This is a genomic window from Phaeobacter sp. LSS9, assembly GCF_003443595.1.
Lineage (GTDB): Bacteria > Pseudomonadota > Alphaproteobacteria > Rhodobacterales > Rhodobacteraceae > Phaeobacter > Phaeobacter piscinae.
In genome coordinates, this window is record NZ_CP031956.1 from 2,258,604 (window position 1) to 2,273,138 (window position 14,535).

The 14,535-nt window shown below is 54.3% G+C and carries 10 protein-coding genes, 1 tRNA gene and 1 rRNA gene; 5 read left to right on the forward strand and 7 right to left on the reverse strand.

The window, feature by feature from the left end; all coding sequences use genetic code 11:
* The first annotated feature begins 141 nt into the window (after window positions 1-141).
* The 4 genes from D1820_RS10910 (at window position 142) to D1820_RS10925 (ending at window position 7,197) form a co-directional block, all read left to right on the forward strand.
* On the forward strand, window positions 142-1,692 hold the full coding sequence (locus D1820_RS10910; protein ID WP_118069009.1) for a cryptochrome/photolyase family protein: 1,551 nt from the start codon (window positions 142-144) through the stop codon (window positions 1,690-1,692).
* Between the two features lie 150 nt (window positions 1,693-1,842).
* Complete coding sequence (locus D1820_RS10915; RefSeq protein WP_118069011.1) at window positions 1,843-2,397, forward strand: ImuA family protein; 555 nt, start codon at window positions 1,843-1,845, stop codon at window positions 2,395-2,397.
* A complete protein-coding gene (locus tag D1820_RS10920) occupies window positions 2,339-3,817 on the forward strand; it encodes a DNA polymerase Y family protein (RefSeq protein ID WP_205521378.1) in 1,479 nt (492 codons plus the stop codon). Before D1820_RS10915 ends, D1820_RS10920 begins: the two co-directional genes overlap by 59 nt.
* Entirely contained in the window at window positions 3,814-7,197 is a 3,384-nt protein-coding gene (locus tag D1820_RS10925; RefSeq protein ID WP_118069012.1) for an error-prone DNA polymerase, read from the forward strand. Before D1820_RS10920 ends, D1820_RS10925 begins: the two co-directional genes overlap by 4 nt.
* 21 nt (window positions 7,198-7,218) lie before the next feature.
* Here the strand turns inward: D1820_RS10925 and speB are convergent, their stop codons facing one another.
* The 5 genes from speB to D1820_RS10950 form a co-directional block, all read right to left on the reverse strand.
* Window positions 7,219-8,193, reverse strand: a complete 975-nt coding sequence (gene speB / locus D1820_RS10930; protein ID WP_118069014.1) for an agmatinase — start codon at window positions 8,191-8,193, stop codon at window positions 7,219-7,221.
* A gap of 5 nt (window positions 8,194-8,198) precedes the next feature.
* Window positions 8,199-9,188 carry an arginase family protein gene (locus tag D1820_RS10935; RefSeq protein ID WP_118069015.1) on the reverse strand — a complete coding sequence of 330 codons (990 nt, stop codon included), beginning with the start codon at window positions 9,186-9,188 and terminating at the stop codon, window positions 8,199-8,201.
* Between the two features lie 50 nt (window positions 9,189-9,238).
* On the reverse strand, window positions 9,239-10,813 hold the full coding sequence (locus D1820_RS10940; RefSeq protein WP_118069017.1) for a proline/glycine betaine ABC transporter permease: 1,575 nt from the start codon (window positions 10,811-10,813) through the stop codon (window positions 9,239-9,241).
* The gene (locus D1820_RS10945; RefSeq protein ID WP_118069019.1) at window positions 10,810-11,862 is read right to left on the reverse strand and encodes a glycine betaine/L-proline ABC transporter ATP-binding protein; all 1,053 of its coding nucleotides are present in this window, start codon (window positions 11,860-11,862) and stop codon (window positions 10,810-10,812) included. The genes D1820_RS10940 and D1820_RS10945 overlap by 4 nt, the downstream gene beginning before the upstream one ends.
* Window positions 11,863-11,976: 114 nt before the next feature.
* Window positions 11,977-12,918 (reverse strand): glycine betaine ABC transporter substrate-binding protein, encoded by a 942-nt coding sequence (locus tag D1820_RS10950; protein ID WP_096873223.1) that lies wholly within the window; start codon window positions 12,916-12,918, stop codon window positions 11,977-11,979.
* A 194-nt stretch (window positions 12,919-13,112) separates the two neighbouring features.
* Between D1820_RS10950 and D1820_RS10955 the strand changes: the two genes are divergently transcribed.
* Complete coding sequence (locus tag D1820_RS10955; protein WP_118069020.1) at window positions 13,113-14,033, forward strand: LysR family transcriptional regulator; 921 nt, start codon at window positions 13,113-13,115, stop codon at window positions 14,031-14,033.
* Between the two features lie 159 nt (window positions 14,034-14,192).
* Here D1820_RS10955 and D1820_RS10960 read toward each other — a convergent pair.
* Both D1820_RS10960 and rrf read right to left on the reverse strand, forming a co-directional pair.
* Window positions 14,193-14,269: transfer RNA gene (locus D1820_RS10960), tRNA-Met, on the reverse strand.
* 146 nt (window positions 14,270-14,415) lie between these two features.
* Window positions 14,416-14,530 (reverse strand): 5S ribosomal RNA (rrf, locus tag D1820_RS10965).
* Window positions 14,531-14,535 lie beyond the last annotated feature (5 nt).

Consider the following 14,535-nt stretch of genomic DNA (forward strand, 5'->3'; position numbering starts at 1 on the left):
GGAAGACTGCGAGGCCCCGCGATTTCAGAATATTAGGCTCTAAAAAGGATGATCCGCCGCGCATCACTATGACCCAGCCGCTCAGGCGTTGTCAGCATCCCCGGTTACGCTATCTGCTGGCAGATCAGCGGAGCATCGGACATGACAAACCAAACGACACCTCAAGACAGCCGTGAAGCAGGCCGGATCATTCTGATCTTGGGTGATCAGCTGTCACATGATCTCCCCTCACTCCAGATCGGTGATCCTCAAAAAGACCGCCTGTTGATGGCCGAGGTCGCAGAGGAGGCGAGCTATGTCCCTCATCACAAGAAAAAGCTCGCTTTTGTTTTTTCTGCCATGCGGCACTTTGCGGATGAGCTGACCGCTGCGGGCTGGAACCTGCAATATGTCTACCTAGATGACCCAGACAATTCCGGCAGCCTTATAGGCGAATTGGACCGGGCTTTGGAGCAGTTCACCGCAACCGAAGTGCTGGTGACTGAACCTGGCGAATATCGTCTCAAAGAGGCGCTGAACACATGGTCCGGACCAGCCAGGATAACCATGCTGGATGACAGCCGATTTCTGGCCAGCCACGACATGTTTCGCAGTTGGGCAGAGGGACGCAAGCAGCTGCGCATGGAATATTTCTATCGCGACATGCGGCGCAAAACCGGCCTGTTGATGCAAGGGGACGCCCCTGAGGGTGGTAAATGGAACTATGACTCAGAGAACCGCAAACCGGCACAGAACGACATGTTCATGCCCAAGCCGGTGCGCTGCGATCCGGATCGTATCACGCAAGACGTGCTGGAATTAGTGGAACACAGGTTTCCCAGTAATTTCGGGCGGCTGACACCGTTTTGGTTCGCGGTCACCCGGGCAGCGGCTCTCAAGGCACTTGATCATTTTATTGATGCGGCGCTACCGCTGTTTGGAGATTATCAGGATGCGATGCTGGACGGAGAGCCGTTTCTCTATCACTCCCTGTTGTCTCAATACATCAATATCGGCTTGCTCAATCCGCTTGAGGTCTGCCGCCGGGCCGAACGCGCTTTTTATGAGGGCCATGCTCCTCTCAACGCGGTTGAAGGCTTCATTCGCCAGATTATCGGCTGGCGCGAGTACATGCGCGGGATCTACTGGCTGAAGATGCCTGGATACACCTCCGAAAATGCCCTCGGCGCAGGGCGAGATCTGCCGGAGTTTTATTGGAGCGGAGAGACCAAGATGGCCTGCATGGCCGCCGCCATCACCCAGACCCAGGACGAAGCCTATGCCCATCATATTCAGCGCCTGATGGTCACCGGAAATTTCGCAATGCTGGCAGGAATAGACCCGCATCAGGTCCACGAATGGTATCTGGCCGTCTATGCCGACGCCTATGAATGGGTCGAATCCCCAAATGTCATCGGTATGAGCCAATTCGCTGATGGCGGCCTCTTAGGCTCCAAACCCTATGCCGCCAGCGGCAATTATATCAACAAGATGTCGAACTACTGCACAACATGTGCATACGACGTAAAACAGAAAACCGGCCCCAAAGCCTGCCCGTTCAATCCGCTTTATTGGGATTTCCTGATCCGCAACCGTGAGAAACTGTCAAAAAACCCGCGCCTGATGCAGCCCTATCGAACCTGGGACAGAATGTCCGCGGAGAAGCAACAGGAGTATCTCATAAGCGCGGAGAAGGTTCTGAACAGTCTCTAATTAGGGGGTTTCACCCTATTCTGGAAGGAAGGCATTCCTGGCACAACCTGTCGTTCCGTGAAGCGAATTTTCTCCTGCGTATGGCTTCCGGCGTGACTTCCTGTCGGGCTCTGGCTTTTGCATAACTGCGGAACGCGATATAATTCGATTATGACCTCTTTGGACCTTCCCTATTTTCCTCTTAAACGCGGACGCGTTCATGAGGTGTGCGGTCCGGGCAGCTTTGGGTTTCTTGCTATTTTGATGGCACAGGTTCGCGGTCCGACATTATGGATACGCGAGAGCCATCGTCTGGAGCACATTAATCCGCTGGGTTTGAGGGAGTTTACAGACCCGTCTCAACTGTTGGTCGCAAATGTGAAGCATCAGGCCGACGGCCTCGCCAGTGCAGAAGAAGCGCTGCAGGAGCGCGCAGTCACTCTGGTCGTGATCGACATCAGCAAACCACTCAGTCTGACCGCCGGTCGACGGCTCCAGCTTGCAGCGAAGGCCGGAAACACCACCGGGCTTTGCCTTATTCCCGAAGGCATGGGAAGCAATGCTGCCGAAACTCGCTGGCGCTGCGATCCGATATTTCAGGCACGAGACTCGACTCATTTCCACTGGAGACTTATTAAGAACAAATCAGGAACAAGTGGATCTTGGCATGTTCGATGGAATCGCGCGTCGCGTCGTGTCGATATGGTTTCACCGGTTCGCGAGTGACCGGTTTCTTCGGCAGTACCCACTGTCCGGTCCTTTTGCGCTTACGATCAAACACAGCAACACAAACCGCCTCTATTGCCTCAATGCAGAAGCCACGCGACAAGGTTTGCATCAGGGCATGGCCCACTCAGATGCCCGTGCCTTTTGTCCAGACCTTCAAACAGCAGAAGCGGACATTTACCGGGACCAACAGTTTTTGCTGCTCCTGCGCCGCTGGGCCACCCGCTATTGCCCGTGGGTGGGCCTAGAGGGGCGCGATGGTTTAGTGCTCGATATCAGTGGGTCCTCCCACCTTTTCGGGGGGGAAACCGGTATCTTGAATGCTATACGCAGCGGTTTGATGCGGGCCGGTCTATCCGCGCAGATCGGCCTGGCTGACACACGCGGGGCGGCTTGGGCCCTGGCGCATTACGGCGAGGGACAGGCTGCAACCGGGGATATGTTGCCCGCTCTTCAGCACCTGCCCGTTGCAGCCCTGCGTCTTGATGAGAAAACAACAACAGCGCTGGTCAGAGTGGGCCTGCGTAAGATTGGAGATCTCGCAACAACGCCTCGCGCCCCGCTGGCCCGCCGTTTTGGAGCCAATGTATTGATGAGGCTTGATCAGGCTTTGGGCCACCAAGCTGAAGAAATCACTCCATTGGTAGCTCCACCTCACTACGAGGTCCGTATGACATTGCCAGAGCCAATCGGTCTTCTCAGTGATGTCATGGCTGGTGCGGAAAGGTTGCTGACACAGCTCTGTGCCAAATTGAAAACCCATGAAATGGGTGCGCGCATCTTTGTCATTACACTGCGGCGCGTAGATCTGGATCAACAAGAGGTGGAATTACGTCTGGCCCGCGCCTTGCGTGATCCCCAGAGGATTCTGCCCCTGTTTGAAAAGGGGTTGGCTGAAATGGATGCAGGCTTTGGCATTGATCAACTGCGCCTCGAAGCAACCCAGACAGAAGCCTTGCCGACGCAACAAATGTCTCACGTCGCAGGTGACGGCGAAGACCGGTTGGAGGACCTGATCACACGGATCGGAACACGGATCGGACTCGAGAACATTCAGCGCTTTCTACCCGCTGACAGCCATATTCCGGAGCGTAGTTTCATCGTTTCACCGGCGGCCTATTCAGACGCAGCCAGTGGCTGGATGTGTAAGACCCCACGCCCGCTCTGCCTATTTCCACCCGAACCGATTGCGGGCAGGGGCCCCTATCCCCCAAACCATTTCCGTTGGCGCCGGATTTCATTGACCACAGGCCACATGATCGGCCCTGAACGCATCACTCCCGAATGGTGGTTGGAAGACGAAAACTGGCGGTCCGGTATGCGCGATTATTGGAGAGTGGAGACGACCCAGGGGAGACGCCTCTGGCTATTTTATACACCTCAGAACCCTGGCTGGTTCGTTCAGGGAGAATTCGCATGATTGAAGTGAACAGAACCCACCGTCCTGTCGAAGCATTCCAGCGCGAGATGTTGGCCAAACACATTGATGCCCCGGATTATGCGGAGCTTTGTGTCACCACGAATTTCACCTTTTTAACCGGTGCCTCTCACCCCGAAGAACTTATCGTACGGGCGGCAGAGTTGGGCCTCTCGGCACTTGCGATTACAGACCACAACTCACTTGCGGGGGTTGTGCGTGCCTGGAGTGCGCTAAAAGAACTGAAACGCGACCCCCAAGACGCATTGAAGATCCGATCACAGCACCAGGTCGACTCGTCGTCCCGGCAAGAGATCGGGCATACATCCGCTCTTCCCAAACCCACGACACCCATCTTCCCAAAGCTCATCGTTGGCTGCCGTCTGATATTACAAAACTGTGCTGTGGATTGGATTGCCCTGCCCTGTGATCATTCCGCCTACAAAAGACTGGCACGTCTGCTCACCTTAGGAAAACGGCGCGCTGAAAAAGGGCAATGTCTTCTTTATGCTGAGGACATGATTGACGCCTGCAAAGGTATGATCCTGATTGCCCTACCCAAAGAGACGTTAGGCAACGCTGTTTCGGATATTCAGAAGATAGGAAGGCAATTTCCGAACCATGTGTTCCTAGGCGCGACCCCTCGCTATGACGGCAGCGATCAGGCTTATCTGGCGGCTTGTGCAAAATTAGCACAGACGACATGTGCTCCAATGGTTGCCGTCGGCGATGTGCTGATGCACCGGGCCAACCGCAGGCAACTTGCAGATGTGCTGACCTGCATGCGTGAAAATATCAACATTGACGATATCGGGACACGGGCTTTACCCAACGCGGAGCGCCGTCTGAAGGCCGGTGCAGATATGGCACGCATTTTTCGTGATCATCCTGCCGCGCTACGTCGCACTGCGGAAATTGCCAACAGATGTAATTTCGATCTGAGCGAGCTGTCCTATGAGTATCCCCATGAGGAGGCAGAAGGGGAAACACCGCAGGACCGTTTGGAGCGCCTCGCACAAGAAGGGCTAAAACGGCGCTATCCGGATGGCCCGCCGGATCGCGCAATAAAGCTGATGGAAAAGGAACTGTCAGCAGTCAAAGATCTAGAATTTCCCGCCTATTTTCTGACCGTTCACGACATCGTACAATTCGCCAAGTCCAAAGGCATACTTTGCCAGGGGCGCGGGTCTGCAGCCAATTCCATCCTTTGCTATCTCTTAGGTATTACAGATGTCAGCCCCGATATGATCGCCATGGTTTTTGAGCGCTTTGTCTCAAAACACCGAGGAGAGCCACCAGACATTGATGTGGATTTCGAACATGAGCGGCGCGAAGAGGTCATCCAGTGGATTTATCAGAAATATGGCCGCCATCGTGCGGGCCTCTGCGCGACAGTTATTCACTTCCGCACGCGGGCTGCCATTCGCGAGGTTGGGAAGGTGATGGGGCTTAGCCAAGATGTAACGGCAGGTCTGTCAGGACAGATTTGGGGCATGAGCAATGGCAGTGTCGATCTGGAGCGCATCCAAGAATTGGGGCTCAATCTTGAAGACCGTCGCCTGATGCAGACAATTCGCCTGATCGGCGAGATCATCGGCTTCCCGCGCCATCTTTCCCAGCACGTGGGTGGTTTTGTCATAACAAGCGGACGACTGGATGAACTGGCCCCGATTGAGAATGCCGCGATGGAAGATCGCACCGTCATCTGTTGGGACAAAGATGATATTGATGCCCTGCGCATTCTCAAGGTGGATATTCTTGCACTGGGCATGCTCACCTGTCTTCGCAAGGCATTTGCCTTGATGCAGCAACATGAGAACATCACTCACAGCATCGCGACCATCCCACAGAAAGATGACGCGACATACGACATGCTCTGTGCGGCGGATGCGGTGGGGGTATTTCAGGTCGAAAGTCGGGCACAGATGAACTTTTTGCCCCGGATGCGCCCGCGCAAATTCTATGACCTGGTTATCGAGGTCGCCATCGTCCGCCCCGGCCCTATTCAGGGAGATATGGTCAGGCCCTACATCCGAAGGCGGAACGGTTTGGAAAAATCAGATCCCTTCGGGCCTGAACTGGAACAGGTTACCAGACGCACCGAGGGGGTGCCCCTGTTTCAAGAGCAAGCCTTGCAAATTGCGGTTGTGGGCGCGGGGTTTTCAGCGGAAGAGGCTGACCATCTGCGCAGATCTCTCGCCTCGTTTCGGCGTATGGGAACGATCGGCAAATATCGCGACAAGTTCATCGCAGGTATGCTTAAGAACAACTACAGTAGAGAAATCGCAGAACGATGTTTCGGTCAAATCGAGGGATTTGCCGATTACGGTTTTCCGGAAAGCCATGCCGCAGCCTTTGCTATGCTGGCCTATGTTTCAGCTTGGTTGAAATGTCATCATCCGGCCATTTTTGCCTGTGCTCTGCTCAACTCTCAGCCCATGGGATTCTATGCACCGGCACAGATTGTCCGTGATGTGCGTGATCATGGCATCGAGGTGCGCCCAATCTGTGTAAACCAGTCCCAATGGGACAACTCACTTGAGCGCCGCCCGGATGGGACCTTGGCTCTACGTCTGGGGTTTCGCCAGATTAAAGGCTTCAAGGAAGATGACGCAGGCTGGATCATTGCAGCGCGCGGGAATGGCTATATTGACCCCGAACATCTCTGGCTACGTGCAGGCCTGGTGCCCGCAGCACTGGAACGTTTGGCAGAAGCTGACGCCTTTTCGTCGATGGGCATCTCGCGGCGGGATGCACTTTGGCAGGTGAAGTCTATCACGACACCAGCGCCGTTACCCCTGTTCAACGATCAATTGGACGGCGAGGCCATTACCGAACCGGATGTCATACTGCCAAGAATGCACCTAGGGGAAGAAGTCGTCGAAGACTATGTGTCCATGCGCCTGAGCTTGCGGGCACACCCAATGGAGCTGCTACGCCCAACCCTTCCTGGTCTGACCTGCAATGACCAGCTGATAAAGGCTCCCCTGCAGCGCGTCTCGGTAGGCGGTCTCGTCATCACGAGGCAACGACCGGGAACTGCTTCTGGCGTTATATTTCTGACCCTTGAAGACGAAACAGGCGTTTGCAACGTTGTGGTTTGGAAAAAGATATACGAACGCTTTCGGCGCATTGTCATGGGTGGACGCCTCTTATGCGTAACGGGATACCTTCAGCGAGAGGGCGCCGTCGTCCACGTCATCGCACAAAATATTGAGGATGAATCTGCCAGATTATCGGAGCTAGGCCACCCGCTGGACGGTGCGATTCAGTCCGAGGGTCCCCGCGCCGACGACACGCCTAAACGGACCAGATATCCCGCCCGTGCGATGCATCCGAGAGATCAGGCCAAGCGCCTCTTCCCCAGCCGGGATTTTCATTAGAAACACCTCTTTCGTAGCAGCTCATCGTCGCGAAATCGCTCCGGCACAGACACAGAGCATCTCAAATAGGATCGACGCCCCAAGCCACGCGGTGTTTCCGTTTGTGTCAAACGGAGGCGACACCTCAACCAGATCGGCACCCACAAGCTGAATGCCTGCGAGCTCACGCACCACCTGCAAGGCCTGAAAGCTGTTCGGCCCGCCAACCTCAGGTGTCCCCGTGCCAGGTGCGAAAGCTGGATCAACGAAATCGATATCATATGTGCAGTAGGTCGGCTGGTCACCGACAATCTCTCGAACTTCACTCATGACGTCCGAGACGCCGCGATCGAAAAATTCCTCAATTCGGATGATTCTCACACCCTGTGCCCGCCCCCATTCGACATCTTCGGTGTTGTAAGCAGTGCCTCGGATACCGATCTGCACCATCCGCTTCGGATCGACCAATCCTTCTTCGATTGCACGGCGAAAGGGGGTGCCATGAGTATATTTGTTTCCACCAAAATAGCTGTCAAAGAGGTCGGTATGACTATCAAACTGAATGAGACCCACCGGCGCGTCGCTAGCCAATCCCCGCAGGACAGGTAATGAAACGAGGTGATCACCACCGACAGTCAGCGCAAAGATGTCGCGAGATTTCAGATCCGCGTAGAAAGCGCTGATCCGCTCCATACAGTCGATGATATCAACCGGGTTGGGCGCGACATCGCCAAGGTCTGCGCAATTGATCATCGAAAAAGGATTGATGCCTGTCACCGGATTTCCGGCCCGGATCATGGTCGAAAGATCGCGCAGCTGTCGCGGACCATGGCGCGGACCCGGCCGGTTGGTTGTTCCAGCATCCCAAGGCACCCCAACCAAGCCCAGTTGCACCTGATCAATAATCGGATCAGCTAAGGTTATATGCGGCAGCCGCATAAAGGTTGGCAAACCGGCAAACCGGGGCATCTCCATCCCGGATACTGGATGAAAGAAATCTGTAGGCAAGGACGCCATAAAATCTAGGCCTCTCGTTGGGATGAATGATTTTCAGCTATCATTGAGATGATTTCGAACATGATGGCGCCCGCAGTCAGCGCGGTTATCTGATTGGGGCTATCTTTGGTTGGCATCATGCAAACGATATCCCCGCCGACAATATTCATGCCGCGCGCCGCATGTAGCAAACCCACGGCCTCATCAATATCGAACCCCTTCTCACCAGCCTCGATATTGGACACTCCCGGTGCAATCGTCGGGTCCAGACAGTCCAGATCGAATGTGACATAGACAGGGCGGTCAGCCAGCACCTCGGTAATCTGTGCCACGACGTCAGCCAGACCTCGCCTTCTGAAATCTCTCATCGTCACAACATTGTAGCCGTATTCATAGGATGGCTGCAGCCAGTCGAGCGTCCGGGCGTGGCCTCTTATACCGATCTGCATGGAATGGGCTGGATCAACCTTACCCTGATCCGCCAGATAAGCCCCCCAATGGGCCGCAGACTTCTTCGCTCCCAGGAAGTGGTCTACTTTGGTGAAGACATCGGTGTGGGCATCGAGATGCAGAAAGCAAATCGGCTCACCTTTTGTAATCGCCCCGCACCCAAGCGCCTGAACGATCCCCCCGGTGATCGAATGATCCCCACCAACGGAGACGGGCCGCGCGCCTGCCTTGTCGATCTGCTGATAGAAATTGGTGATCTGATCAATACAGTCTTCATTATCGTTGGCCTTCGGAAATGGTACATCGCCCAGATCAACAATCTTCGCAGCACTCCAGGGATCCAGCTGAAAGCCACTGTGCATACGCCGCTGTACTGATGACACGTTGCGAAGGGCGCGCGGGCCAAGATGCTGATCACGCTCTGTGGTTCCATTGCCTGCAGAGTGAGGCACGCCGACCAATGCAATATCCTGACCATCAACGGGCAAGTTTGGACAACGGAATAAGGTCGGGATACCCCACCAATAGAGGTTTTCCATCATCGCATTCAGATGCGGATCCGACATCGGGGCTCCTTTCACAACGACTGTCATGCAATGTCAAAATGGTTCCAGAGTCAGTTTTCACCGACTTTCTTGCGGTAGCTGCCCTGCGCAATCCGATCGATCACCATCGCACAAAGCAAAATCGCGAGGCCGCCCAAAAGGCCCTGCCCCTTGGCTGCGTATTGCAACGATTCAAGGATAAGTGCCCCCAAACCATCAGCACCGATAAGGGACGCGATCACCACCATCGACAGCGACATCAAAATGGTCTGATTGATCCCGGTCATGATGGACGGCAGTGCAAGCGGCAACTCAACATTGAACAGCAACTGGCGGCGGGAACATCCGAAAGCGATTGCCGCCTCCTTCGTCGCGTCGGGTACGCCGCGCATTCCTAATGCCGTCAACCGGATCACCGGCGGCATCGCGAAGATCAGCGTAGCCAATACACCTGGCGGCTTACCAGTACCAAAAAACGCAATGATAGGAATGAGATAAACGAATGCCGGCATGGTCTGCATAAAGTCCAGAACCGGCTCAGCGACAGCGTAAGCGCGTTTTGATTTGCCGAACCAGATACCAAATGGCACCCCGATAATGATGCACAGCATCGCCCCAGCCCCGATCAACGCTACTGTAATCATCGACAATTCCCAGAGGCCCATAAACGCAAGATAGGCCAATGATGCTGCTGTAAAGATCGCGATACGTGGACCTGCCAGACGGTAGGCCATGACCACAATCACCAACATAACGACGGGCCATGGTGTCTGTAATAGAAGGGTTTCCAACCCGTCCAGACACCAACGAATGGACGCTGTAATGCCATCAAAGGTATTCGAAAAATTTGCCGCAGCCCAATCGAATGCAGCATCCCCGTTCCGAGACAAGGCCGAGAAATACTCGCGCTGGATTGGGAACTCCGTTACCGGAATCGTCTCACCGACAAACCCACCTGTGAGGCTGGCCAAGATCTCATCCGGTGCCCGTACCGTGAACCGCAACAGCGTAAGTGGCATGATTGCCAGCATCATGATCGCACCGAAAACGGTGCTGGACGTTTTTATACCGACCTGCTGACTGTCCTGATCCGCCCGCCACTTCAGGTAATGCGCCTCATAGGCAATATTGGCATAAAGCCCTTCGAGCAGCTTCACCAAGGTCAGAATCGCCACGCCAACCAACAGAATGGTGGTTGCCTCCGCTGCTGCCAAATCAGCCTGTTCTTGCGCCCTTGCGGCAACTTTCTTCAGATTCTCTGCGATCTTCAGTTTCGCGTCAGCCCCCGCGGCATCTCCCGCAGCAAGCAACTCAGCGGCCTGTGCCTCACGTTTTGCGATATTCCCTAAAGCACGCTCAAGTTTGGCAAGTTGGTCGGCACCAAGTTCCCCCCAGAGCCCTCGTCCTATCTGAACCAGCGCAAACAGCTCCAGAACAAGAAAGATCCAGAAAAAACCCCAAACCCCGCGCGCCGCGCCCCAGAGCGGCCCGAACACCGCCGCCATTGTGTTCCATGACCATGCGAAACCAGTCGTATCTTGGATTTTTTTGAACGCCTTAGTGTAGTAACTGGTGTTCCGCTCAACAAAATCAGCGACCGTTGTGCTGTTGGCATTGGGACCACTTTCCAATCCTGTATCGGTCATGCTTTGCCCCCTTGGATACCTTTGAGAAGAGTTGGCTTATCAATGACACCCACATCCGTTCCATCATCCGATGTGATGACGATTGGTTGCTCAGTGGCTGTCGAGATATCAATCAACATATCCAAATCCGTCGAGTGTGCAGCGCGCGGGCTGACTGCTAGATCTTCCCAGTCTTTTGTCTGATACTCTGCCAGCGGCACCATGATTGAATGGGCAAAAACCAGCTTGAGCTTCGAAATCCCCTCAACGAAGTCTCGAACGTAGTCGTCAGCAGGCTCGGTTACGATTTCCTCCGGCGTGCCGATCTGAACGATACGCCCATCTTTCATAATGGCGATCCGCGTACCAATACGGATCGCTTCGTCCAGATCATGGGTAATAAACACTGTGGTTTTTCCCAGTTCCGCCGATAGCGCCATGAACTGATCCTGCAACTGTCTGCGAATGAGTGGGTCCAAGGCCGAAAACGGCTCATCCATCAGCAAAACGTCAGGGTCAGAGGCCAACGCACGGGCCAGGCCCACCCTTTGCTGCATGCCGCCTGACAACTCACGTGGAAAGCGATCTTCGTATCCTTGCAGGTCCACCCGTTCCAGGCAGCGCTGTGATACCTCCCAGCGACGAGATTTGGATTCTCCTCGGATCTGCAAGGGGAAGGCCACATTGTCACGCACCGTGCGATGCGGCAGCAGCGCCATATGCTGAAAAACCATCCCCAAATTGACCGCGCGCATCTCGCGCAGTTCTTCGGCGTTGAGTGCCAGTACATCCCGGCCCAGAACCTGAATATCGCCCGTAGTGGGTTCAATCAGCCGATTGATGTGTCGCACCATGGTTGACTTGCCAGAACCTGACAGCCCCATGACACAGAAAATCTCGCCCTTCTGCACCTCAAAGGAGCAATCTGCGATGCCGATCACGCACCCAAATTCACCCAGCACTTCGGCCTTGCTCAGATTTCGGTGTTGGATCGCCTCCATTGCTTCCTCGGCGCGCTCGCCAAAAACTTTCCATACTCCGTCCAGACGTATGACTGCGTCATCGTTCATAGATATCAACCTGTTGGATATATTGAACTATGCAGAGCATGATGAGCACCGCACAGAGAAACACCCCCACCCGTCAAAGATCCGCGCGGGGGCGCAAGCGACAAAGAACAGAAATCAGTTCAGCCAGCTGTCCACTTGGTCCGCGTTCTCTTCAACCCATTTGCGGGCAAACACCTCCGCATCCATTTCGTCAACGATCAAGGCATAGACCATCGCTGACACTTGATCGGAGGTCAGGTTAACTTTGGACAGAACTGCCGCCGCGCTTTCGTCCATGGCAGCCTGATAGTGGATATGCAGGTAAGCCTTGTCCCAGGCCATCGCCGCTGAGGAATTCTCCAGCCAATTCGGATCATCAGTGGGCTGCGCGACATTCCACTGTGCAGGATCATGCGGCGGTTCTTCCAACTGGACCAGATCATACAGCTGGAACATGTGATGCGGCGTATAGCAGAAGAACACCACATTGGTATTTTGGTCGGTCGCGGCATCAACCTCAGCGAGTGCTAAGGTCTCATCCATTTCCTTAAGCGTCATTGTCTGATCGTACCCGTAGGATTTGGCACGGATTTTCTCGACATTGGTTGACGCCCAACCTGCGGCACCAATCCAGATTTCTCCCATACCATCGCCATCGCTGTCGAAATTGGCCGCCATATCGGGATCACTCAGCTCAGACAGCGCCTTGATGCCGGTGCGTTCAGCTGTGCCTTTGGTGACACACATGGCCTGATCTGCCGGTATGCCATTCGGGTTCATGGCAACAGTGCCCTTTTCCTTCACGAATGTGTTGTGAAGATTAGCCTGGTTGGGCAACCAGACTTCTGGATGGACCTGCATGGCCCCGGAGTCCATAGCTTCAAAGACGATCGGATTGCTGCCGTTTTGCAGTTCAACATCAAGGCCAAGATTATCCTCAAGCACGATCTTGAGGACATTTGCCGTTACACGAACCGATGGCCAGTTTGGCACACCAATGACCACATCGGCGGCTAAAGCACCTGTTCCAAGCGTAGCCAACACCGCGCTCGTCGTCCAAGTCGCTAGTCTCTTCATTTCACTCTCCAAGTTGTCGTTGTTCTTATTGTTGATACCTTCCATCAGAGTTGATCCGCCTTGTCTTCACAGGCAGGACCTCTCCAAAGGTTAATGTGCCTGCTTTCCAAATGCATTAAATTACAATAATCGGGATTGAACTTGCACAATATTACAAACAAGATGGCCTCAATGACGCAGTCATTGGAGTAGCTATGGTTGCAAGGCAGGTTTCAAAGGTCGATATTCATCTGTTACGGGTGTTCTGCGTCGTTGTAGATGCCGAAGGTTTTTCCAATGCCCAAGTCGTACTCAACGTGGCAACCTCTACGATCTCCAGGCAGATATCGGAGTTGGAAACCAGGCTTGGGATGCGCCTGTGCGACCGGGGCAGAACCGGTTTTCGCGTTACCGAAAAGGGAGACACGGTCTACCAAGCAGCGCAGAAATTGTTCGGCGCACTCGGGGAATTTCAGGAGACCGTTGACGGATCGCGCGGACGTCTTTTCGGTCATCTCGCATTGGGTGTCATCGAAAACTGGGCTTCAAATAACTCGGCTCCAATCGTGCGCTCGCTGTCAAAGTTCACGGCGATGGCACCGGATGTAAAGATTGAACTACACTCTCTCGCCCCAAATGACATTGAATTCGCGGTGCTTGACGGCAAAGTTCCAATCGGAATCGGCCCTTTCCATTCCCCGAAACCTGGATTGGTCTACAACGATATCTGCAAAGAGACCGTTTGCCTCTATTGCGGTTCCGGGCACCCGCTGTTTGCCATAGACTGCCCGGAAGAGCAGGAAAAACAGCTACGCCAGTCACTGTTTGCCAAGCGGGCCTATCTGAATGAGGATACCGTCGCTCCTAAAACCCGCCATCTACCCTCAAACGCAATCGGCCATCAAATGGAAGCGATCGCGCTGCTGATACTGACAGACCGATACGTCGGCTATCTACCATCATACTTCGCCAAGGACTGGGTTGCCGGTGGACGAATGAAGAATATTGCAAATGGTGGGTTTGACCGCCCCGTAACAGTTCAAACCGCTGTTCGCAGGGGCGCCAAGCTGAACCGCGTCGGACGAACTTTTCTCGAGATACTTTCAGAAGAAGCAGGTGCAGAGCAACCTAGATGATCATAACTGCCGGTTTTCTGGACGCGCTGCGGGTTGGTGTTGGTGCAGCATAGGACCTCTCTTGGCTCTGTTTACATCCTTGTGCTTTCAGCGGGCTTGTCCCAAACGCAGGAAGCCGCCCGGAGGCGGCTGTAAGTATGTGTTATGTTTTGGTAATATTGGTTGCGGGAGTAGGATTTGAACCTACGACCTTCAGGTTATGAGCCTGACGAGCTACCGGGCTGCTCCATCCCGCGACAGTATAGTTTTGCCTCATTGCGTTTTGTTGCCTGAGGCTGCCGCTGCTTGATCACGCGTGTTGTGACTGAGCGTTTTTGTCTTCAGATGTTTGTGTCTGAAGGTATATTTTATTGGTATCGTTTGTGTTTATGGATTTTTCTAGGTTTGGCGGTGACCTACTCTCCCACGCCTTAAGACGCAGTACCATCGGCGCAACAGTGCTTAACTTCCGGGTTCGGGATGGGACCGGGTGTTTCACTTGCGCTATGACCACCAAACCGAG

Bases quoted from the DNA above. Each gene is read 5' to 3' on its own strand.
- D1820_RS10915 (WP_118069011.1), top strand. From the start codon at position 1,843: ATGACCTCTTTGGACCTTCCCTATTTTCCTCTTAAACGCGGACGCGTT.
- speB (WP_118069014.1), bottom strand. From the start codon at position 8,193: ATGGCGTCCTTGCCTACAGATTTCTTTCATCCAGTATCCGGGATGGAG.
- D1820_RS10935 (WP_118069015.1), bottom strand. From the start codon at position 9,188: ATGTCGGATCCGCATCTGAATGCGATGATGGAAAACCTCTATTGGTGG.
- D1820_RS10945 (WP_118069019.1), bottom strand. From the start codon at position 11,862: ATGAACGATGACGCAGTCATACGTCTGGACGGAGTATGGAAAGTTTTT.
- D1820_RS10910 (WP_118069009.1), top strand. From the start codon at position 142: ATGACAAACCAAACGACACCTCAAGACAGCCGTGAAGCAGGCCGGATC.
- D1820_RS10955 (WP_118069020.1), top strand. From the start codon at position 13,113: ATGGTTGCAAGGCAGGTTTCAAAGGTCGATATTCATCTGTTACGGGTG.
- D1820_RS10920 (WP_205521378.1), top strand. From the start codon at position 2,339: ATGTTCGATGGAATCGCGCGTCGCGTCGTGTCGATATGGTTTCACCGG.
- D1820_RS10950 (WP_096873223.1), bottom strand. From the start codon at position 12,918: ATGAAGAGACTAGCGACTTGGACGACGAGCGCGGTGTTGGCTACGCTT.
- D1820_RS10940 (WP_118069017.1), bottom strand. From the start codon at position 10,813: ATGACCGATACAGGATTGGAAAGTGGTCCCAATGCCAACAGCACAACG.
- D1820_RS10925 (WP_118069012.1), top strand. From the start codon at position 3,814: ATGATTGAAGTGAACAGAACCCACCGTCCTGTCGAAGCATTCCAGCGC.